A 22,119-nucleotide genomic window follows, 5' to 3' on the forward strand; every position below is an offset into this window, starting at 1 on the left:
TCAGGCATTGGCCTTTATAGTCGTCTTAAATCGTCTCAAGTCTAACAGGGCACCTCATCGAGGATGAACGAGAGAAGAATACATGGCCGATGCTGCCAAATTTGAGTAACCAGACGCACCTTTTTCTGATGGCAAAAGCTTGGTGTCATGATCTGATCCAACAGCACCTGAATGGGTGCGTAACTTTTCACCCCACGCAGCCCCTGCACTGAACTCCTAGCTCCCCAGTCTTCCAGGAAAATAGGACATGAAGCACCCATAAAAAAATGGCGGCTCCAAAGAGCCGCCACGAAAAAACAGTGTCTGGACAGTACAGCCACGATTTTTATCTGGGAATTGAACGATTAATTTGGGAACTGCTCCTCTACGATTTACGACCTTGCAGCCACAGATGAATTGGTGAAACTCCGTAACTAACTGGGATATGTCGCAAAAAATTAAAGTCCCATCAGATCGCAAGATCCTGCGCAAACACCCCAGCCCTGTGTGATTCCATGCCAGCATCCAAAACTCAAGGGGAACATGGGGTAGGTGGGAGCACCCTCTTGGAACCCGCATGGATACAGCCTCTTAGAGTTCCCAGCGGAATTTTTGACGTCACCACCGTCCCCCTCGTTAATAGACAGGGGAACGGCACCAAATCGGTAGAAGGAACAAGCACACCCGCGTCGGCATTGGCTTAGCGGTGTGCGCCCCCCTGCCCCCCTTGCACCCCACCACATTGGAGCTGGTTGGTGAGTGGAGCAAAGTTTGGGTTCCGTACTCAAGCCTCCCATACCTTCGCCGTCACCACATAAACACGGCGAGGCCCCTCGCCCTGGATACGCCGCTTGACAGCATAGCGAGTCTTTCCGGATTCCAGTCCTGGCTCCAGGCAGCCGGCCTCAGCCAGCACCTTGCATACGGCCGAGACATCGAAACCTGCACAGACCTCGAACTTAAAGACACTCGGGTCAATCAAGTATTCATAGCCACCATCGACCTTGCGGCGCCATCCGGCACGATTGCTCGTCACACGAAACGACGTATTGAATTCAATATTCAGATCGGTAAAACGGGACTCCTCGTGCTTGGAAATGAAGCTGCGAACTGCCTCAATCATGGCTGTTGGCTCAGAGTTTTCAACGCCCCCACGCACCGCCAGCCATTCGGTGAAACAACGTTTGATAGCCAGATCTGCCTCACCAGGCTGCCACCCCGTAATGCTGCTTGATGTCGCAAGCTCTCCAGCAACCGCAATCAAAGCAAATCGCTCACAGACCCGATGCACCTGCCCCTCAATTTTTCCCTCGGGCAGACATGTCTTAACAAAAAGCGCCATTTCATGCTTGATGTAGTCAGACAGTCGATCAGCAGATGCAACCAACGCCTTGGCAAATGCAAGTACCGCATGCCCATGGTGGCGTGCCGCCCCCGCCTGAATTGATTTGGAGAGGTCGGCACCGGCTGGATAGCCATGCAGTGTGTCGAACAACCCTAGCCCTTTGCCAGCATCAGCCACCACGTCCACTAGGCGCACCTCCTGCCCCGCCTGGGCCTTTTTTCCACCATCAGCCATGTGCTGCGCAAGGCCAAGCTCTCCAGAGCTCAAGAACAACAACCGCCAGCTTTGCCGCGTCTTGGCACTGCCAGTGCGCGAACTGCGTTGCTTGCCCTGACCGTTAGCCAACATGTAGGCGATTTCACCAACGACCTTGGGATCGACCTGACCCATCTCGTCCAGAATCAACAAGGTGTCGTTGTGCGATGCAGCAAGTGACTCAAGCCCATTGGTGGTCGCCCGCCAGCGGCTGGCGTAATTAGGCCCACCAAAGATTGAGGCTGCCGCCGCCAACCCCGTGGATTTTCCCGTCGATGACGGCCCCATGAGGTTGAGGCCGCCAGACTCCAGCCCGGAGAACTCCAGGAGCATTGAAGCAAAACCAGTGCACAAGGACAAGATGCAACGCGAGTTTCCAGCACACAGTGCGGCAACCTCGGTACGCCACCCATCAAACGTGCCTGCCAATGTATAGGCTCGTGACGAAATGGCCGTCTGAAGGCGAACCACCTCATTGGACTCACCAATCGTCTGATCGGGAAGTACAAAAACAAAACCGTCACCAAGCTGGTGCCAGCCAGTTTTTTCAACCCCTCGTGCTCGTGCAGATGTCTTTATCAGCGACAAATAGGACATCAGTGCAGCACGCAGCCTGACCTGAGAGGCGATTTCCAAGCCGCCTGCCGCCAGTTCGCGGCGCACCTCGACCCCGTCCGTTTGCAGCAAAGCCATCGGCATCACCCATTCATGGAAGCGACCATCTATGTCTTGCCATTGAAGGATCTTGCCCCACTGCTCGGAATGCAAATCACGAATCATCGCGATCACATCAAACTTTCCGCAAACAAAGTCATACTGAGCCGGCGTTTCATCATCACCAGGGGTAACCAGGAAAATACCGTTTTCTGAAACCTTGAAACCATTGATGCCCTGACTCTGGTGGGATTTCCTCGCTGGTTTTGGGCTCTTCAGTTTTCCCGACTGCTGACGTTGCCCCCCAAGCTGATCAACTGATCCGGCCATAGGATTTTTGAGCTGATGCACTGCATCCATTTACGCGCCCTCCCCTAGGCTGGCCCAGACATCAGCCCAATCGGTGCCAGCCTGAGGCGGTGTCAATACTCGTACAGACAGACCATTCGATAAAGCACGATGCGACAAAGCAGCCGCAGCCTGCTGCCCCACTTGCTTAATGTCGTTGTCAGAAAACACGATAAGACTGTGCGCTCCTTCTGGCCAGTGGTAGCGCTCCAAGCCATGCGCAGAAACAGCAGATGCAGTGGGAATGCCGTAAGCGGCCATACAAGCTAGAGCAGTCTCAATTCCCTCGGCTACGCCGACGATTGGCAGCTCCTGCGAGAGATTGACCTGGCCCAGCTTAATGCTGCATCCCTCCAGTCGCCCCGAACACCTTGTGAGCTTCTTGACAGTTTCCATATCGGCCTTGCGGCCATCAGGGGTGAGGTAGGTGCGATGAATGCTCACCAACGTCCCGTCAACATTTGTAACGGCCCCGACCATGGCCGGAAACCGGCCAATTGATTGCCCATCCTTCCAATAATCTAGACTGGCGTGATAGCTTAAGGCCGCTGGCCAGCACTCCAGCCGAATGCCGCGACCAGAAAGATACCGATCAACGGGGTCACCAGCAGTGATGCTGACGGCTTGCGCCCATAAATCATTGTTGGCCGCTGCAGCACGCGCCCACCGTATGTCACGCGCCACCATTGCGTTGGCCTGCGCCTTTTTCCGCTGAACGGAACGCTCCTGACGCTGCGCCAAAGTATGCGGCGTGGCATCTTTGGGTAGCCATACGTAAATCAGTCCACTTCGGAAATCGCCAAAGACACCCGCCTGGTCATCAAGAAAAAACTTGCACCAGCCGGCTGTGTCGGATTTTCGACCATTGCTTGGAAAACGATAAAATTTTCCAGGCTCCATGTATTCCGGTGGAGTCAGCCCCTCTGCCTCCATCGCCAAACGAAACTCATTCGCATTTTGGTTCATGAACTGCTCCTCAGCCCATGACCAGTGACGTGCGCTTCACATGAAGCTGATCTATCAGAACACGAATATCAGATTCTGATTTTCCGGCGATTCGCGCCGAATTTATTTTCAGAACCTCATCCTCAGGCCACCCCACTGAACGCGGTCCTATCTGGACTGGTTTTGTGAATAGACCGACTCTGATAGCCGTGTAAATGCTGGAGTGCGAGCGATGACCCGTTAGCTGTTTGACAGCCGAAATTCTCAAAATTGACATCAAAACCCTTTATCGCCTGTTGGCGGTTATTGCCACGACGTGTAGCAAGTGGGAGTAATGTCAATTTTTCAGTTCAAAAAAGGGGGCAACTGCCAAACAGAATTGGCATTTGCCAACAAAACCCTTATTTCAGGCGAGGTTCTAACGCTAAAGCAATACGCTTAAAGTGATCAATAACAGAGCGCCGTGAGACCTTGTAGTCGGTCCCTTCTGAGCCTCCTTCGATAAATCCAGCATCTTTGCCGGGATCTACAAGATTGACTCCAGAAACTTTTGCCAGTTCAGCAATGAGTGCGTAGTACGGTACTCGCTCATTCGCCCCCATGTTTTTCCTGATAACTTTCATAGACAGACTACTTGCAACACCTCTCTTGACCGCTTTGACTAAAGCACCGCCATCATTTTTTGTTTTTTGGCTTTCAACGATCTTCTTCTCCAACATAGCAGTGATGTTGTTCAGCGAGCTGAGTTCCTTTGTCCCCAAAGGGGTCGTTTCAATAGTGAAGTTTCCAATCCCAAGGTTTTTCTCACAAAAGACAACCTCAGAGATAAGAAAGTAAGACTGTTTTTTTACAGCCTCAAAGTTCATTGCTGCCGGCAGCAAAAACCAGACCTCCGAATCCAATTGAAATGCCATTTGGGACAACACGGGATCACGCAAGTAACTTGAAAGCTCAAAGTCCAAGTCCAAGTGGCCCGTTTGCTTTGGCAGTTGAAGATACAAACATCCAGCATAGAAGGACGAGTACGGGGAACCGTCACTTTTGTCGACAACCCCTGTTCTAAACACTCCAAGATCACTAGAGATGTTCAACATCGGTCTAAACAGCTTCTGTGACAGCTTTATTGCTGGCTTTACATGCCCAAGAAGAATGAGGTTGAATAGATCATCTGCCTTCATTTGCCATCGGGCTTCCAGCTCCGAAAAAAACAAAAATTCTCTCTCTGGCACAGCGATTGGCATTTCTTGTATCTCTTAATTTTTTCTTGTGAATCATTGAAACAGGGTGGACTACTCATCTCATGGCATTGACTGTCGACTGGAATATGTTGCAGGCCACCCGCCGTGCCGGGGGCGCTAGCCGGGGCCGAAGACTTGTGCATTGGTGGGCTCCCGGCGCTTCTGGAAAGGCGACTGCCTCATGCGCCGCTAACTCGCGGCTACGCTAGCTTGATGAAAAAGCCTTTTTCGAAGAGCCGACATATCCATGCCAGTGATGGCAATGTGCCTGATCTTTTTGAAAGGATTAATCAACCAATGAACCTAAATAAGCAACAACGCGAAGGCCTAGCCAATTTAATGGGTGACATGGCCGCTGCACTGATCTTAGGTTTGGTACTAGCCATAACCATGAGTTCAGCGGTATCAGTGCTCACCGCAATTTTAATGTGTGTGTTTTCAACGCTCTTGACTGTAGTTTCTGTATTTTTACGGGGTACTGAAGATTTAATGAATGACGATTGAATCCCCAATATGCGATAGCTTGTCTGATGCGCGCTATTCACTTCCAGTAAACATCCATGTTCAGTACTCACTGAACCGTCGATGACTCCAACAGTAAGTCCCAAGCCACGATTAGTCGTGGCTTTTTCTTGTCCAAATTAGCCGAAAAAGAATTGTGCGGCAAAGCATCACGACATCAACAACGGCTATGAATGAGCACATCTCACGCGCGCAGATTTCAATGCGCCGCCAGGTGCATTGGGGGCACCCGCCGTGCGGGGGGCGAGAGCCCGGTCGAAGACCTGTGCGGAGGGCACCCGGCCCACCGGGGAGGCGGGAGCCTCGTCCGAAGGACTGCTGTGCGCCGCCTCGCGGCTACCTGGGAGGTTCCGAGGTGCGTAAGCACAGGCGATAGCCCAAGCACGAAAGTGCGCAGTCGGTAAACCTCCCAGGTAGCCGCGAAGCGCGCACAGGTGTTGGGGATGGGTGGGGAGCCGCCGAATGGCGGGGAGGGATAGGGGCGAAGCCACTGCCCCTCCCGCGTAGGCGCAGCCGCAGCGCTAGGGGGGCCGCGTAGCGGGGAGCGAAGCTCCCGCCGCAGGCGCTGACTTTAATTTCAATGCACATATCCAACCGCACAACATAGTGCGGGCAAATCTGTTTGCCAAGTGCAACACATAGTGCTTGCAATCTTAATGATTCCCATTATCATATGAACCATGCAAAATACTGTACAAATAACCAGTAAAACATCAGCAGCCAGGGCCGTTCTAAATGAGAAGCTCGCCGGCCGCTCTTCACTGGAACGAGGCAAAGAGCGGACGATGACGGCGCTGGAATGGATCTATCGCTGGGGATGGGCAAGTTCGACGACCTTGGAAATTTTGGTCGGCACTCAGCGCTCAGGCTTGGCACAGCGATTGGTTAAAAGCGGGCTACTTGTCAGCACAAAAACATTGAGCAGGCGCAATGAGAAGTTTTTGCCAGGCTCATTCTTGACGCTAACACCCGATGGCAAACACTTGGTGGAAGTCAATCGGATGGAGCTGATGCCCTATGAGCACCGGTCTGATCGCGTGAATCAGAACCACCTCGTGCACAACGAAATGGCTCAACGGGTTACTGCTGAGCTGCTCTCATCGGGCGCCATAAAGGACTACCGGTCAGAAAAAGAGATGAAGGCAAAGAGTCAGAATGCCGTCAAGAATCCAGATGTCGCATGGATCCTTCCAGATGGGGCCAAGGTATCTGTCGAAATTGAGTTGTCTGGTAAATGGGAACGGGACCTGGATGTTTTTGTGCATTCGTCCCTGGTATCACTCAGCACTAAGAACGGTCCTTCACGGTTTGATCGACTGTTGATCGTCACAGATTCAGCAGCCATTCTTAAACGTTATCAAGAGGCATTCTCAACTGGGGCGAAGTTTTGGACTTGGCAGAAAAATGAGGCCGGCAGGTGGACCACTTGCGAACAGAAGACCGTGCCAGACTGGACAAACGCAAGGATCACATGGCAACTCATCTGAAAAAAATCCTGGGCGTTGGCTGGATCGTGACCACCCTATTCCTCTCCGGCTGCAACTTATTACAGTCTGGCGAGCATAAAGATGCGGAAATCATTCACCTCAAGACAGCGCTGGAAATCCAACAGGGAAGCAGAGCCGCTGACCTGGAATTTGCAGAACGACAGGCCGGCACCTATCTTGGCTGTAAACAGTTTTTCAATCTGTGCAGCAAGGAGACACGTGAGTTAGGTGAGCAGCGCCTGAAGAGTGGGTTTGCAGGAACTACTTCTCCCTGGTATTGGCTTGGTCTGCTCGGTGAGTTCACCTGCATTGCTTTTTCCACCGCCGTTTTTATAGCCATGCTGACGTATCTGCATTTGGTGGTCGTAGCACCAAAAAAAGAACGTGTTGAACAGGCTCAGTGCCTAATTGATGGAGCGGATGACAAAGCTCGGGCTGTTAACCGCAGATCAAACGAGATTGAACAGCGGATTGGCTTGATGAAAAAAGAAGTGCACGAACTTGCCGCTACCAAGCGGATGCTAAAAAAGTCCACCTCCGTAGTTGAACGAACAGAGAACAAGCTACCTACGTCCACGCAGCAATCTATTAAGCAGCCAGAGCAGGACTACTAAAGCAAATACTGGATGGGCTGGAGGCACTTCCTGATGCACGGAATCCACAACGTGGCGACGGAACTAAGCCTGAGCGTACTGACTTACAACCTCATCTACATCGACTCAAGATGGGATGCCCAGACGCATGCTGAGAGAAGCGTGCGGAGGAGTTTTCTGGTTTACCCCTTGGTTTACCCCTCGGAGCCAGAAAGAAGAAAGGACTTAGAGGCTTTCGCCGCTAAGCCCTTGATTCATATGGTCGGTGTGAAAGGATTCGAACCTTCGACCCCTTGCACCCCATGCAAGTGCGCTACCAGGCTGCGCCACACACCGTCTCAAGCCTCAGATTATAACGCGCTCTTGAGCCATTCAGTAAGTGGAACTCAGCAGATCGCGAATTTCAAACAATTCACGGCGCACAAGTTGCAGCCGCTGCAGCGCTGCAGCGCTGTCCGTCAACTGCGCGAGATCCGGCACGCTGTCTTCGAAGTCCGCGGAATCACCAAAGTCGTCCAGACTGGAGTCCCCGGCCTCCATCACATCCACACCGTCCAGCATGACTTCGCCATTGCGGCGCTTGTCACGTTCGGTCTGCACGATCTCCTGCAGCTTGTTGCGTGCACCGCTGATGGTGAAGCCCTGGTCATAGAGCAGATCCCGGATTCTGCGGATCATCAGCACTTCGTGGTGCTGGTAGTAGCGGCGGTTGCCACGCCTTTTCATCGGGCGCAACTGCGTGAACTCTTGCTCCCAATAACGGAGCACGTGAGGTTTGACGCCGCACAAATCACTGACCTCACCAATGGTGAAGTAGCGTTTCGCGGGAATGGGAGGGAGAGGTTTCTCCAATTAAATCAATACGCTAAGCGGTAAAGCTACAAATCTACTCTAAGTCCAAACCAAGAGCAAACAGTTACAAAAAGATATATCCGGATGTGTTGTTTAGTTCACAGGCCAGCTCAAGCCATCGTAACAGCCGGCCAGTCCGTGGCAGGGGCACAAACCCTGAGTGCTTTCGACTGGTGCCGGCCGTTCGCCAGCACCGCAGGCCGCTTATGCCGGGTCGGGCAGACCCTGAATCTGCTCTTTGAGCTTGTGGCTGGCATGGAACGTCACCACGCGGCGCGCCTGGATAGGGATTGACTCCCCGGTGCGCGGATTACGTCCCGGACGCGGCGCCTTGGTGCGAATCTGAAAGTTACCGAAGCCGGAAATTTTCACATCGTTGCCATCCACCAGGCTGTCGGAGATCAGGTCAAAAAACGCATCGATCATGTCTTTCGATTCGCGTTTGTTCAAACCGATCTGCTCAAACAGCAAGTCCGCGAGGTGGGCTTTGGTCAGTGCGGGGCTCTCAAGACTTTCAACGGAAAATTCCACGGCACGCTCCTCGCTGATGACTGTTGTTGTTGGTGGTGAAAGCTCAGGCACGCAAACGCGCCTGCACACGGGCCCCAAGTTGCTCAAGCACCGCCTTGATGGCCGCCTCGATCTGTTCGTCGGTCAGTGTAGCGTCCTCGCTGCCAAGCACCAAGCGCACCGCCAGGCTTTTTTCGCCCAGCTGCATGACGGCATTGGCCTGCTGCGGCCGGTAGATGTCGAACAAGGTGGCCGACTTCAGCAAGCCGCCGGTATCGGCGCCCTGGATCGCGGCCATCAGTGCCGCATGGCTGACCTGCTCGGCAACAATGACAGCGATATCACGCTCCACCGGCTGGCGCTTGCTCACCGGCTGAAAGCCGGGAAGCGGACGCCGCAACAAGGCATCCAGCGCCAGTTCAAAAAGAATGGGCGCCTGCGCCAACTCGTAAGCCTGGCGCCAGCGGGGATGCAACTCCCCCACAAAGCCGATGTCCACACCGTCCACCGCCACACGGGCGCAACGGCCAGGATGCATGGCCGGATGATCACCCGGTGTGAACACGGCCTGCAGCGGTGCCAGCAAGGCCTGGACATCGCCTTTGACGTCGAAGAAGTCCACACCCTTGTCGGACTGGCTCCATTGCAAGGCCTCACGCGGCCCATAAGCCAGGCCAGCGGCGCGCATGGGCTGATCAAAACCCGCCACCGTGGTGTCGGTGTTCTGGCTCTTGGCATCACGCAAAAAGACCCGACCCAGTTCAAACACGTTGACCCGGCTGGCCTTGCGGTCCAGGTTGAACTTCAGCACCTGCAGCAAGGAGCCCAGCAGGGAGGAACGCATCACGCTCATCTGGCTGGCGATCGGATTCAGCAGCTTGATCGGATTTGGATTGCCGGCCAGCTCGTGCTCCCAGCGTTCTTCGACAAAACTGAAATTGATGGTTTCCTGGTAGCCCAGCGCGGCCAACGCACGGCGCACGGCAAACGGGCTGCGGCGGGACTCGGTCCGTATCCTGGCGGTGATGGGTGCCAGCGGTGGCGTGTTGGGCAGGTTTTTGTAACCCACCATGCGCACCACTTCCTCGATCAGGTCTTCCTCGATCTGCAAGTCAAAGCGGTAGCTGGGCGGCGTCACCGTCAAGGTGCCCTCGGCTTCCAGCACCGGCAAACCCAGGCGCCGCAGGGCATCGCCGCATTGCGCCTGGGTCAAAGGCATGCCAATGACCTTGGCCGCCCGCGCCACACGCAAGGTCACCGGGACGGCCTTGGGCAGGTTGGCCTGCACATCGTCGATGGGCCCGCAGACCGTGTCTGCTGTGCCGCAGATGGACAGGATGAGCTGCGTGATGCGCTCGATGTGTTCGACCGTTTGTCCCGGGTCCACGCCGCGCTCAAAACGGTGACCGGCGTCGGTGGAAAAGTTGTAGCGGCGCGAACGACCGGCAATCGCCTTGGGCCACCAGAAAGCGGCTTCGACATACACATGCTGGGTGTCGTCCGACACGGACGTCGCGTCACCACCCATGATGCCGGCCAACGACTCGACCTGCGTGTTGTCGGCAATCACGCCGACTTTTTCATCCACCGTCACCGTGTTGCCGTTGAGCAGCTTCAGCGTCTCGCCAGGTTTGCCCCAGCGAACGTCCAGCCCGCCCTGAATCTTGTCGAGATCAAAAATGTGCGACGGCCGGCCCAGCTCGAACATCACGTAGTTCGAAATATCCACCAGGGCCGTCACGCTGCGCTGGCCGCAACGTGCCAGGCGGTCCACCATCCAGGCAGGGGTGACGGCCTTGGTGTTGACGTTGCGCATAACACGTCCGGAGAAACGTCCGCACAAATCAGGCGCACTGATCTTGACGGCTAGTTGGTCATCACTGGCCACCTTGACCGGCGGGAAGGATGGCGTCGTCAAAGGCGCACCGGTCAGGGCAGCGACTTCGCGGGCAATGCCGTACACGCTCAGGCAATGCGCCAGGTTGGGTGTGAGTTTGAGGGTGAACAGGGTGTCGTCGAGCTGCAGGTGCTCGCGAATGTCCTGGCCCAGCGGGGCATCGGCGGCCAACTCCAGCAGGCCGCCATGGTCTTCCGACAATTTGAGCTCACGCGCCGAGCACAACATGCCCTGGCTTTCCACACCGCGCAGCTTGCCGACCTTGATCAGGAAGGGTTTGCCGTCATCACCGGGCGGCAACTCGGCGCCGACCAGCGCACAAGGCACCTTGATACCAACACGTGCGTTGGGCGCGCCGCAAACGATGTTGAGCAAGGCGCCCTGCCCCACATCCACCTGGCAGACACGCAGGCGGTCGGCATCCGGGTGTTGCACCGCTTCCTTGATTTCACCGACCACAATTTTGGTGAAGGGCGGTGCCACCGGCTTGAGTTCTTCGACCTCCAGCCCGGCCATGGTGAGTGTTTCAGCCAGTTGTTCGGTGGTGAGCGATGGGTTGCAGAATTCGCGCAACCAGGATTCGGGAAATTGCATGTTTGATCAAGCCTGATGGGTTACTGGAACTGCGACAGAAAACGCAGGTCGCCGTCGAAAAACAGCCGCAAGTCGTTGACGCCATAACGCAGCATGGTCAAGCGGTCCGGCCCCATGCCGAAGGCAAAGCCTATGTATTTCTCAGGGTCCAGCCCCATGTTGCGCACCACGTTCGGGTGCACTTGGCCGGAGCCGGCCACCTCCAGCCAGCGACCGGCCAGCGGGCCGGTCTGGAACTGGATGTCGATCTCGGCGCTGGGCTCGGTGAAGGGGAAAAAACTCGGACGGAAGCGCAACACCAGGTCGTCGCTTTCGAAAAAGGTGCGGCAGAAATCGGTAAACACCACCTTCAGGTCTTTGAAGCTGACGTTTTCGCCAATCCACAGACCTTCGCACTGGTGGAACATGGGCGAATGCGTGGCATCGCTGTCCACGCGGTAAGTGCGACCGGGCGCGATCACGCGAATCTCCGGCATCACACCGCCGGCATCAATCAGCGCGCGGTGTTTTTTGACATGCTGCACCGCGTAGCGAATCTGCATCGGGCTGGTGTGGGTGCGCAGCAAATTGGGCGCGGCTTCGGTGCCGCCTTCGACATAAAACGTGTCGTGCATGGAACGCGCCGGATGGTCTTCCGGCGTGTTCAGCGCGGTGAAGTTGAACCAGTCGGTTTCAATCTCCGGGCCTTCGGCCACATCAAAACCCATGGAGCCGAAAATCGCCTCGATACGCTCCAGCGTCCGGGACACCGGGTGTAATCCGCCCTGCGATTGCTGGCGGCCCGGCAGCGTGACGTCCAGCGCTTCGGCTTTGAGCTGCATCTCCAGCTCGGCATCGGCCAGCGCCTGGCGGCGCGCCGTGAGTGCGGCCTCGATGGCCTGTTTGGCCAGGTTGATGGCAGCGCCGCGGGATTTTTTCTCTTCCACGGGCAAGGCCGCCAAGCCTTTCATCAACTCGGTGATGCGGCCTGACTTGCCCAAAAACTGCGCCTTGGCATTTTCCAGGTCCGCCGGTGTCACCGCCTGCGTAAAGCTGGTTTTTGCCGAATCCACCAGAGCATCGAGTTCGTTCATAAATTTCTTGTGAGTTTCTTGCCAACCCAGCCACAGTTCTCGTCTGCTACCAGGTCAAAGAAAAAGGGCCAGAGCCTTTTCAAGCTCTAGCCCCCGTCTTTTGTGCGCAACCAGCTATCAAATCAATAGCTGATCACCCTTCCAAAATCAAGCAGCAAGCTTGGCCCGGACCTGGTCCACGATGGCGCCGAAAGCGGCGCTGTCATGAATGGCCATATCGGACAGAACCTTGCGGTCAATCTCGATACCGGCTTTTTTCAGGCCGTTGGCAAATTGGCTGTACGTCATGCCGAACGAACGGCTGGCGGCATTGATACGCGCGATCCACAAGCGGCGGAACACACGTTTCTTGTTACGGCGGTCACGGTAGGCATATTGCCCGGCCTTCATCACCGCTTCTTTGGCGATCCGGAAGACATTACCGCGGCGACCACGGAAACCTTTTGCAAGGGCTAAAACTTTTTTGTGGCGGGCGCGAGCCGTTACACCACGTTTGACGCGAGGCATGTGATTACTCCTTGTTCGTCGTTAATTAAATACCCATGCCGGGCAGCATCTGTGCCATGTGACCCATATTGGTCTCATGAACAGCAACTGAACCGCGCAAGTGGCGTTTGTTTTTGGTGGTCTTCTTGGTCAGAATGTGACGTTTGAAGGCTTGGCCGCGCTTGACGGTACCACCCGGACGAACGCGGAAACGCTTTTTAGCGCCGCTCTTGGTCTTCATTTTGGGCATTAAATGCTCCTTTTCATTTGTGCTCGTGAGGCGCTGCGAACCTGACGCAGACTTGACGGCCCCGAGCCACTTGTCATGGCAAGTTTTGCAACTCGCCATTTGTTGACGGCGCATATTTAAACACACCGTCTTCGGAAAGCAGATTCATCTGCTTTCTCGGGAAGCGCTGATGCGCTCCCTTTGAAAAACCTGCCGGTGAATCACCGACAGGTTGAACTCTTCATTCGTGACAAGCGCCGTCAGGCGTTTGTCGATGTTGCCGGCGCCGCTTCCACCGGCGCCGCTGCTGGCTTGGCAGCCACCTTCTTCTTGCCCGGCGCGATCATCATGACCATCTGCCGACCTTCGAGCTTGGGGAACTGCTCAACCACAATCAAATCAGCCAACTCGTCACGGATACGCGCCAGCAGGGCCAAGCCCAGTTCCTGGTGCGTGATTTCGCGACCGCGAAAACGCAAGGTAATCTTGCACTTGTCGCCCTCTTCCAAAAAGCGCTTGATATTGCGCAATTTGATGTTGTAGTCACCATCGTCGGTGCCGGGCCGGAACTTGATTTCCTTGACCTCGATCACTTTTTGCTTGGATTTCGCTTCAGCCGCTTTTTTCTGCTCGGCGTATTTGAACTTGCCATAGTCCATGAGACGACACACCGGCGGCACCGCCGTTGGCGAGATCTCGACAAGGTCAACGTCCGCCTCACCAGCAAGGCGCAAGGCCTCCATGATGCTGACAACGCCCAAAGGCTCATTGTCCGGCCCTGTCAGGCGCACTTCAGGGGCCATGATTTCACGGTTCAAGCGGTGCTTGCGTTCTTCACGGTGACGGCGGTCACGAAATTCAGTAGCGATGGCTGTTATCCTTTAACACTTGCTATAAAAGCTATAGCTGCTTGCACCCGTCCAGCAAGGACGACAGACCAAAATCATTAACAAAACAGTTAAAAATCAGGCTTTCTGGGTAATGTCGGAAGCAATCGTTTGGGCAAAAGCTTCGAGGGACATGACGCCAAGGTCTTTGTTACCCCGGGCACGCACTGCAACCGCGCCAGCTTCCTTCTCTTTGTCGCCCACGACAAGGATGTAAGGCAGCTTTTGCATTGAATGCTCCCGTATTTTATACGTTATTTTCTCATTGCGCAGATCTAGGTTGACCCTAAGCCCTTGATTCTGCAGCGTTTTAGCTATTTCACGACAGTAATCAGCCTGTGCATCCGTGATATTGAGCACAGAAACCTGCACTGGCGCCAGCCAGGTGGGCAGTGCGCCGGCGTGTTCCTCGATCAGGATGCCGATGAAACGCTCCAGGCTGCCGACGATGGCACGGTGCAGCATCACGGGGCGATGGCGGGCACCGTCTTCACCCACATATTCTGCATCCAGGCGCTCGGGCATGGAGAAGTCCACCTGGATGGTGCCGCACTGCCACTGACGGCCAATCGCATCCTTCAAGGTGTATTCGATCTTCGGGCCGTAAAACGCACCTTCGCCCGGGGAGATTTCGTACTCGCAGCCGGAAGCGCGCAGGCTTTCGATCAATGCGTGTTCGGCCTTGTCCCAGCTTTCGTCGGAGCCGATACGCGCGTCGGGCCGTGTGGCCACCTTGTAGATGATGTTTTTGAAACCGAAGTCGGTGTAGACCTTTTGCAGCAAGGTGGTGTAGTCGACACACTCCTTGAGGATTTGTTCTTCGGTACAGAAAATATGGCCGTCGTCCTGCGTGAAGCCACGCACACGCATGATGCCGTGCAGGCCGCCGGTAGGCTCGTTGCGGTGGCACTGGCCGAACTCGCCGTAACGCAGTGGCAGGTCGCGGTAACTCTTGATGCCTTGCTTGAAGATCAGGATATGGCCGGGGCAGTTCATCGGCTTGAGTGCGTATTCACGTTTTTCCGATTCGGTCGTGAACATGTTTTCGCGGTACTTGTCCCAGTGGCCGGTTTTTTCCCACAGCGACTTGTCGATGATTTGCGGGCCCTTGACTTCCTGGTAGCCGTTGTCCTGGTAGACCTTGCGCATGTATTGCTCAACGCCTTGCCACACGGTCCAGCCCTTGGGATGCCAGAACACCAGACCCGGCGCGTGTTCGTCGATGTGGAACAAATCCAGCTCGCGGCCCAGCTTGCGGTGGTCGCGTTTTTCTGCTTCTTCGAGCAAGGTCAGGTACTGCTGCAACTCGTCCTTGGTGGCCCAGGCCGTGCCGTAGATACGCTGCAACATTTCATTGTTGTGATCGCCGCGCCAGTACGCGCCGGCCAGTTTCATGAGTTTGAAAAACTTCAGCTTACCGGTGCTGGGCACGTGCGGGCCGCGGCACAAATCTTCAAACTTGCCTTCGCGGTACAGCGAGACGTCTTCATTCGCCGGAATGCTGGCGATGATCTCGGCCTTGTAATGCTCGCCCAACTCCTTGAAATAAGCCACGGCTTCATCACGCGGCAACACGCGGCGTGTCACCGGCTCGTCCTTGGAGGCCAGCTCGACCATCTTTTTCTCGATTGCCGTCAGGTCTTCCGGTGTGAAGGGACGTTTGTAGGAGAAATCGTAGAAAAAGCCGTTTTCAATCACCGGACCAATCGTGACCTGCGCCTCCGGAAACAACTCCTTGACCGCATATGCCAGCAAGTGGGCGGTCGAGTGGCGGATCACGTCCAGGCCTTCGGCATCCTTGGCCGTGATGATGGCCAGCGGACTGTCGCTGCTGATGAGGTAGCTGGTGTCCACCACCTGGCCATTGACTTTTCCGGCCAGCGCCGCTTTGGCCAGGCCGGCACCTATCGAGGCGGCCACGTCGGCCACGGTCACAGGCTGGGGGAATTCACGAATCGAGGCGTCTGGCAGCGTAATTTTGATCATGATGGGCAGGCCGTAAAAATGAAAAAAGCGCGGAAACTGCCGCGCTTGAAGAGGATTGGGTTGGAGGTTCGCTATTAATTAGGTAGCTACAAATCACCTGGGGATGCGGCTAGCGCCCTGGGTGGCTCCAAACTGGAGGCGTGGTCGTCGTTCGCGGTGTCATAACCCGCGCGATCCTTCCTGTTTCCAGCTTGATTGATTGCATGACCTTATTTTACGGCAGCTTGGGGCCAAGCCAACATTCTGCGGTCGACCCAAGAAAAAGGCCCGGAGAAGCTGGGGGCTTCGGCCGGGCCTGGCGGCCACCCGGAGGCGGGCCGCTTGCGCTCAGATCAGTGCGCGATTCAGTGGAACTGCTCTTCTTCGGTCGAACCGGTCAGCGCCGTCACGCTGGACTTGCCGCCCTGGATCGCGGTGGTGACTTCGTCGAAATAACCGGTGCCCACTTCCTGCTGGTGCGACACAAAGGTGTAGCCGCGGTCACGGGCGGCGAACTCGGGCTCTTGCACCTTCTCGATGTAAGCCGTCATGCCGCGCTTGACGTAGTCTTGCGACAGGTCGTACATGTTGTACCACATGGAATGGATGCCGGCGAGCGTGATGAACTGGTACTTGTAACCCATGGCGCCGAGTTCGCGCTGGAACTTGGCGATGGTCGCATCGTCCAGGTTTTTCTTCCAGTTGAAGGACGGCGAGCAGTTGTAGGCCAGCATCTTGCCGGGATGAACCTTGTGCACGGCTTCGGCAAACTTCCTGGCGAAGTCCAGGTCGGGCGTGCCGGTTTCGCACCACACCAGGTCGGCGTAATGTGCATAGGCATTGGCACGCGACACGGCCTGGTCCAGACCTTTGCGGGTCTTGTAGAAACCTTCGGCCGTGCGTTCACCGGTCAGGAAAGGTTTGTCGGTCTCGTCGTAGTCAGAGGTCAGCAGATCGGCGGCTTCGGCATCGGTGCGGGCAATCACCAGGGTAGGCACGCCGCAAACGTCGGCCGCCATACGTGCGGCAATCAGCTTCTGGCAGGACTCGCGGGTTGGCAACAAGACCTTGCCGCCCATGTGGCCGCACTTCTTGACCGAGGCGAGCTGGTCTTCCCAGTGCACGCCACCCGCGCCGGACTTGATCATGGCCTTCATCAGTTCAAACGCGTTGAGCACGCCGCCAAAACCGGCTTCGGCATCGGCCACGATGGGCGCGAAGTAGTCGATGTAGTCCTTGTCGCCGGCATCAATGCCTTTGGAGTGCTGGATCTCGTCGGCACGACGGAAGGTGTTGTTGATGGTTTCAACCACCTTGGGCACCGAGTCCACCGGGTACAGCGACTGGTCCGGGTACATGGCCGAGTAGCTGTTGTTGTCCGCGGCAACCTGCCAGCCCGACAGATAGATGGCCTTCACGCCGGCCTTGACCTGCTGCATGGCCTGGCCACCGGTCAATGCACCGAGGCAGTTGACGTAAGGCTCGTTGTGCAGGAGGTCCCACAACTTCTCGGCACCGCGGCGGGCCAGCGTGTGTTCGATCGGGAAGGAACCGCGCAGGCGCACCACGTCGGCCGCGCTGTAGCCGCGCTTGATGCCTTTCCAGCGGGGATTGGTGGCCCAATCTTTTTCGAGGGCGGAAATTTGCTGTTCGCGGCTCAGTTGTTCGGTGAGGGTCTGCGGCATGAGGTCACTCCAGAGGTTGAAAAAAAGAGGGGACAAACCGCTGTGCACTGGGAAGTGTCTTGGCGTCTTGCTCTGGCCTCCACTTTAAGTCTTCTACAAGACTTTTGTAAGCTCTTATGTCTTATATAAGACAAAAATTATCTTCAATGAAATCAACGCTATTCATCTAAATTTTTACAATGCAGGAATCACTTTCTCATATTGAGAAATAATTCCGCGGCGCAGCATTTTCATATTTCTTAATATGAAAAGCATTTATCGAATGATGAAATAGAGCGCATCCTGCGCTCGCTCACCCAAGCGTTCGGCCCGGCCAGCCCGAGTCGCCAAGGGTTTATTCGCTGGAGAAAAGGTCGCGGCCTAACAGCCAGTTGCCACTGGCAATCACCGGCCGGCCAACCGTGTGTGCCGGGTTGATTTCGTACATGAGACAGGTCAAGGTGTCGGGCGAGCTGCCATCACGCAGCGACACAAGCACCTCCCGCTTGAAATATTCGCCGTTGGCCTGCGGTAAAACGCCCTCGATGATGTCGAGCTGGTACTCCAGCGCGGGGCTGATGGCGTAGACCTCACCCAACACATGGCCAGCCCCGCCCAGAATCACGCCCGGATAGCGCCCGAGGTGATACAGCACCCCCGGCACACTGGCCAGGCCGACAAAGCGCGGTGCGGGAGACAGGCGTGTGATGTCGCGCACATCGCCCCGACGCAAGGTGCCGTAGACAAAAACAAAGCGACTGGGCGCCGTCGTGCTCGGATCACTCATGGAATTGAGGCATGATTTCGGGCAGCACCCGCGGCCTGTTGCAGACGGCCCCTTGCCCTCACCCACCCAGAAAGAAAAGCAAACTTCATGAACCGGATTGTGGCCTACGCCTGCTTGGCGCTCAGCATGTCCCTGGTGGGCAGTTATGTGGCGCTGTCCAAACCGCTGGTCGCGATTTTTCCGGTCTTCTTGTTGGCCTGGCTGCGTTTTGGCATTGGCGGGATGGCCATGCTGCACTGGCTGAAAAAACCGGCCGGCGAAGTCGCCATGACGCGGCAAACCAAACAACTGGTGTTCCTGGAATCGTTTCTTGGCAACTTCCTGTTTTCGATTTGTATGTTGTTTGGTGTGAGCCTGAGCAGCGCCGTGGCGGCCGGTGTCATCATGGCGGCCATCCCGGCCGCGGTGGCGGTGCTGAGCTGGCTTTTTCTGCGCGAACAGATCCGGCCCCGCGTCTGGCTGGCCGTGGCCTGCGCGGTGCTGGGCATCATGCTGGTGTCGCTATCAAAAACAGAGCTGATTGCGCCCGGCTCTTCTGGGCTGGAGGCCGATTTGGCATCCAACACAGCCTGGCTGGGTAATTTGCTGCTGGTCGGCGCCGTCTTGTGCGAAGCCGCGTATGCGGTGATCGGCAAAAAACTCACAGGTGCGCTTGGCCCCAAACGCATCACGGCGTTGATCAACCTCTGGGGTTTTGTGCTGGTCACGCCTATGGGGCTGTGGCTGGCCTGGCGTTTTGACTTTGGCGCCGTTGCGCCGGCCATGTGGTGGCTGCTGCTGTTTTACGCGCTGGCCGCCAGCGTCTGGACCGTGTGGCTGTGGATGACCGGCCTGAAAAACCTGCCGGCCAGCCAGGCCGGCGTCTTCACGGTCATGCTGCCCATCAGCGCGGCGGCGGTAGGTGTCGCCGTGTTGGGTGAAACACTGGGCGGCCTGCAGATGGCCGCCTTCGCCTTGGCGCTGGCAGGTGTGGTACTCGCGACCTTGCCGCAACGGGCACCGGCCGCAGGTGTTCGAATATCGCCGCCCTCCTGACGGCCCTGGCGCCTACAGACCTGGCGCAGCCCAGGCCTCAGACTGAATCCCACGCACTACAGGAGACAAGTGATGGGATTTGCAAAACTGCTGGGGCGTGTGGCCATGGCACCCTTTTCCAAAGCGCTGCCAACCATGGGCGACACCGAACGCGCGGCACTGGAGGCCGGCAGCGTCGGTTTCGAGGGCCAGCTGTTTGCCGGGCGGCCGGACTTTGACCGCTTGATAGGCATGGGGCCCGGTGTCATCACGGCACAGGAGCAGGCCTTTCTCGACAACGAAGTGACGACCCTTTGCGCGATGCTGGACGACTTTGCCATCGACGAGGCCCACGACCTGCCGCCCGAGGTCTGGCAATTCATGCGTGAGAAACGCTTTTTCGGCATGATCATTCCAGAGGTTTGGGGCGGCCTGGGTTTCGGCCACCAGGCGCATGCCGCCGTGGTCACCCGCATCGCCACCGTCTGTGTGCCGGCCGCGGTGACCGTCATGGTGCCCAATTCTCTGGGGCCCGCCGAGTTGCTGCTGCGTTACGGCACTGAGGCCCAAAAGCAGCACTACCTGCCCCGCCTGGCCGACGGGCACGAGTTGCCCTGCTTTGGTTTGACCGCGCCGTATGCGGGCTCCGACGCGGCGTCCATCCCCGACCGCGGCGTGTTGACCGATCGCGAGATTGACGGCCAGCGGGTGCGCGGTTTCAGTATCACTTTTTCCAAGCGCTACATCACGCTGGCGCCTGTGGCCACGGTGGTCGGCCTCGCCTTCCAGGCCATCGACAACAGCCGGCCCGAAGGCCAGCGCGAACTGGGCATCACCTGCGCCCTGATTCCCGTGCCGCAAGCCGGCATGCAAATCGGCCGGCGCCACCGGCCCATGGACAGCGCTTTCATGAACGGACCCATCGAAGGCCAGGAGGTGTTTGTGCCCATGGACTGGCTGATAGGCGGCGAAGCGCAGGTTGGCCAGGGCTGGCGCATGCTCATGGAATGCCTGGCCGCGGGGCGCGCGATTTCGCTGCCGGCCCTGGGCGCGGCGACCCAGCAGGCCGCGTTGTTTGTCGCCAACGGCTACGGCCAGGTGCGCGAACAGTTCGGCCTGCCCATAGGCCGCTTTGACGCGATTGCGGGCATCATCGCCGGCATGGCGGCCGAGCTGTATGCCACCGACGCCGCACGTCGCTACACCGCCGCCGCACTGGACAAGGGTGAACAACCCAGCGTGGCCAGCGCCATCCTGAAGGTGCAGTTGACCGAGGCCGGGCGCCGCGCTGTCAACCATGCCATGGACATCCTGGGCGGCAAAGGCATCATCAACGGCCCCTCCAATTTGCTGGCCTCGGCCTACCGCCACATGCCGATTGCCATCACGGTCGAAGGCGCCAACATCCTGACCCGCTCGCTGATTATTTTTGGTCAGGGCGCCGTGCGTTGCCACCCCTTCGTCATGCAGGAAATGCAGGCGGTTGCACAACGCGATGCAGAAGCGCTGGGGCATGCGTTGCTGGGCCATGCCGGCCATGCCGCGCGCAATTTCTGGCACAGCCTGTTCGGCGCGCCCCTGATAGGCACACCGCCCGAGGTCTTGCGCGCAGAGGCCCGCCTGCTTGCGCGCCTGAGCGCCAAATACGCGCTGACCTGCGACCTGGCCATGGGCCTGCTGGGTGGCAAGCTCAAACGCATGGAGCTGTTGTCGGCCCGGCTGGGCGACTGCCTGGCCCATCTCTACATGGCCAGCGCCTGCCTCTGGCGCTACACGGCCGACGCCGACAGCGAGATGTTGTCCTTCACACGCGCTGCGCTGCGGGTGCAGCTCGATGCGGCCGAAGAGGTGTTGCGTGACTTGTACGCCAACCTTCCCGCGCCCGGCCACCGCCTGGTGGGCGCCCTGGTCCTGAGCCGCACGGCCCAGTTGGCCCCGCTGCGCGACGCGCAACGGCTGGAACTGGCCCGCTTGTTGCGCAGCCACCCTAAGCTGCTGGCCCGCCTCTGCCCGGACGTCAGCACACCGAAACAAGGCGGCCTGCTGGATCTGATGCAGGCACTGGCCTTATCTGCGCAACTCGGCGAGCAAACCACCGCACTGAACAAGCTGGTGCGCCGCACCCGCTCCTTCGAGGAAGCGGCGCTCAACACGGCCAACCCTGCACTGTCGCTGGCCTACCTGCGCGCGGCAAACCGCGTGATCCAGGTCGATGACTTTGCGCCCTGAGGCCAAGAGCCTGTTGACGATCGATAAAGGGGTCGCGCAAAGCCCGACATAGGTTTAAAGTGAAGAGCCCTTCCACTCCAACGGAGACAGGCCATGTACCAACGCATTCTTATTGCAACCGATGGCTCAGACCTTTCGCGCATGGCGGTTGACAGCGGCATCGAACTGGCGGCGCTTGCAGGCGCTCAGGTCGTCGCGCTGAAGGTGATACCACGCTATCCGGTGAGTTATTTCGAAGGCAGCAAGTCCTTGTCCGCCAACAATCAAGATATCGCCGCCACCGAAAAGCAATGGGCAGACGCAGCGCTGGCCGTGGTGGAGGAAGTCAAGGCCAGCGCGGAGGCCAAAGGGGTCAAGGCCAAGGCCATCACCAAGACATCGGACCTGATCGCCGAGTCCATCATCGCCATGGCCAAAAAACACAACTGTGATTTGATCGTGATGGCCTCACACGGTCGCCGTGGCCTCAAGCGGGTTTTGATGGGCAGCGAGACCACCCACGTGCTCACACATTCGCATATTCCGGTGCTGGTCTTAAGGTAAATCGGCCGCCAGCCCTTGCATCT

At 57.2% G+C, this 22,119-nt stretch carries 20 protein-coding genes and 1 tRNA gene; 6 read left to right on the forward strand and 15 right to left on the reverse strand.

Annotated features, from left to right (window positions below):
• Positions 1-763: 763 nt before the first annotated feature.
• The 4 genes from ACHMXK_RS15315 to ACHMXK_RS15330 form a co-directional block, all read right to left on the reverse strand.
• A complete protein-coding gene (locus tag ACHMXK_RS15315) occupies positions 764-2,593 on the reverse strand; it encodes a DUF927 domain-containing protein (protein WP_397441410.1) in 1,830 nt (609 codons plus the stop codon).
• Entirely contained in the window at positions 2,594-3,547 is a 954-nt protein-coding gene (locus tag ACHMXK_RS15320) for a toprim domain-containing protein (protein WP_397441411.1), read from the reverse strand.
• Between the two features lie 10 nt (positions 3,548-3,557).
• Positions 3,558-3,803 carry a helix-turn-helix transcriptional regulator gene (locus tag ACHMXK_RS15325; protein ID WP_397441412.1) on the reverse strand — a complete coding sequence of 82 codons (246 nt, stop codon included), beginning with the start codon at positions 3,801-3,803 and terminating at the stop codon, positions 3,558-3,560.
• Between the two features lie 124 nt (positions 3,804-3,927).
• Positions 3,928-4,767 (reverse strand): hypothetical protein, encoded by an 840-nt coding sequence (locus tag ACHMXK_RS15330; protein ID WP_397441413.1) that lies wholly within the window; start codon positions 4,765-4,767, stop codon positions 3,928-3,930.
• A gap of 210 nt (positions 4,768-4,977) precedes the next feature.
• Between ACHMXK_RS15330 and ACHMXK_RS15335 the strand changes: the two genes are divergently transcribed.
• The 3 genes from ACHMXK_RS15335 to ACHMXK_RS15345 all read left to right on the forward strand — a co-directional run bounded on the left by ACHMXK_RS15335 (position 4,978) and on the right by ACHMXK_RS15345 (position 7,387).
• The gene (locus ACHMXK_RS15335; protein ID WP_397441414.1) at positions 4,978-5,268 is read left to right on the forward strand and encodes a hypothetical protein; all 291 of its coding nucleotides are present in this window, start codon (positions 4,978-4,980) and stop codon (positions 5,266-5,268) included.
• A 698-nt stretch (positions 5,269-5,966) separates the two neighbouring features.
• Positions 5,967-6,773: a hypothetical protein gene (locus ACHMXK_RS15340; RefSeq protein WP_397441415.1), complete on the forward strand. Its 807-nt coding sequence runs from the start codon at positions 5,967-5,969 to the stop codon at positions 6,771-6,773.
• A complete protein-coding gene (locus ACHMXK_RS15345) occupies positions 6,758-7,387 on the forward strand; it encodes a hypothetical protein (RefSeq protein WP_397441416.1) in 630 nt (209 codons plus the stop codon). Before ACHMXK_RS15340 ends, ACHMXK_RS15345 begins: the two co-directional genes overlap by 16 nt.
• Positions 7,388-7,625: 238 nt before the next feature.
• On the opposite strand, the gene ACHMXK_RS15350 is transcribed toward ACHMXK_RS15345, so the two are convergent.
• The 11 genes from ACHMXK_RS15350 to ACHMXK_RS15400 form a co-directional block, all read right to left on the reverse strand.
• A tRNA-Pro gene (locus ACHMXK_RS15350) sits at positions 7,626-7,702 on the reverse strand.
• 36 nt (positions 7,703-7,738) lie between these two features.
• Complete coding sequence (locus tag ACHMXK_RS15355; protein WP_397441417.1) at positions 7,739-8,218, reverse strand: MerR family transcriptional regulator; 480 nt, start codon at positions 8,216-8,218, stop codon at positions 7,739-7,741.
• A gap of 204 nt (positions 8,219-8,422) precedes the next feature.
• Positions 8,423-8,749, reverse strand: coding sequence for an integration host factor subunit alpha (locus tag ACHMXK_RS15360; protein ID WP_397442536.1), 327 nt, complete (start codon positions 8,747-8,749; stop codon positions 8,423-8,425).
• A 43-nt stretch (positions 8,750-8,792) separates the two neighbouring features.
• The gene (gene pheT / locus ACHMXK_RS15365) at positions 8,793-11,219 is read right to left on the reverse strand and encodes a phenylalanine--tRNA ligase subunit beta (RefSeq protein ID WP_397441418.1); all 2,427 of its coding nucleotides are present in this window, start codon (positions 11,217-11,219) and stop codon (positions 8,793-8,795) included.
• 20 nt (positions 11,220-11,239) lie between these two features.
• Positions 11,240-12,292: a phenylalanine--tRNA ligase subunit alpha gene (gene pheS, locus ACHMXK_RS15370; protein WP_397441419.1), complete on the reverse strand. Its 1,053-nt coding sequence runs from the start codon at positions 12,290-12,292 to the stop codon at positions 11,240-11,242.
• A gap of 147 nt (positions 12,293-12,439) precedes the next feature.
• A complete protein-coding gene (gene rplT, locus ACHMXK_RS15375; protein WP_318406842.1) occupies positions 12,440-12,799 on the reverse strand; it encodes a 50S ribosomal protein L20 in 360 nt (119 codons plus the stop codon).
• Between the two features lie 25 nt (positions 12,800-12,824).
• Entirely contained in the window at positions 12,825-13,028 is a 204-nt protein-coding gene (gene rpmI / locus ACHMXK_RS15380) for a 50S ribosomal protein L35 (protein ID WP_188708569.1), read from the reverse strand.
• Between the two features lie 239 nt (positions 13,029-13,267).
• Positions 13,268-13,885, reverse strand: a complete 618-nt coding sequence (gene infC, locus ACHMXK_RS15385) for a translation initiation factor IF-3 (RefSeq protein ID WP_397442537.1) — start codon at positions 13,883-13,885, stop codon at positions 13,268-13,270.
• Between the two features lie 87 nt (positions 13,886-13,972).
• On the reverse strand, positions 13,973-15,880 hold the full coding sequence (thrS, locus tag ACHMXK_RS15390) for a threonine--tRNA ligase (protein ID WP_397441420.1): 1,908 nt from the start codon (positions 15,878-15,880) through the stop codon (positions 13,973-13,975).
• 344 nt (positions 15,881-16,224) lie between these two features.
• Positions 16,225-17,544, reverse strand: a complete 1,320-nt coding sequence (gene aceA, locus ACHMXK_RS15395) for an isocitrate lyase (protein WP_397441421.1) — start codon at positions 17,542-17,544, stop codon at positions 16,225-16,227.
• A gap of 334 nt (positions 17,545-17,878) precedes the next feature.
• On the reverse strand, positions 17,879-18,310 hold the full coding sequence (locus ACHMXK_RS15400) for a gamma-glutamylcyclotransferase (RefSeq protein ID WP_397441422.1): 432 nt from the start codon (positions 18,308-18,310) through the stop codon (positions 17,879-17,881).
• Positions 18,311-18,397: 87 nt separating this feature from the next.
• Here ACHMXK_RS15400 and ACHMXK_RS15405 point away from each other — a divergent pair, with 87 nt between their 5' ends.
• The 3 genes from ACHMXK_RS15405 to ACHMXK_RS15415 all read left to right on the forward strand — a co-directional run bounded on the left by ACHMXK_RS15405 (position 18,398) and on the right by ACHMXK_RS15415 (position 22,096).
• Complete coding sequence (locus tag ACHMXK_RS15405; RefSeq protein ID WP_397441423.1) at positions 18,398-19,345, forward strand: DMT family transporter; 948 nt, start codon at positions 18,398-18,400, stop codon at positions 19,343-19,345.
• A gap of 72 nt (positions 19,346-19,417) precedes the next feature.
• The gene (locus ACHMXK_RS15410; protein ID WP_397441424.1) at positions 19,418-21,553 is read left to right on the forward strand and encodes an acyl-CoA dehydrogenase; all 2,136 of its coding nucleotides are present in this window, start codon (positions 19,418-19,420) and stop codon (positions 21,551-21,553) included.
• Between the two features lie 93 nt (positions 21,554-21,646).
• Complete coding sequence (locus tag ACHMXK_RS15415; RefSeq protein WP_397441425.1) at positions 21,647-22,096, forward strand: universal stress protein; 450 nt, start codon at positions 21,647-21,649, stop codon at positions 22,094-22,096.
• Positions 22,097-22,119: the final 23 nt, after the last annotated feature.

Origin of the sequence: Polaromonas sp. UC242_47 (assembly GCF_044452385.1) — a bacterium.
Lineage (GTDB): Bacteria > Pseudomonadota > Gammaproteobacteria > Burkholderiales > Burkholderiaceae_C > Polaromonas.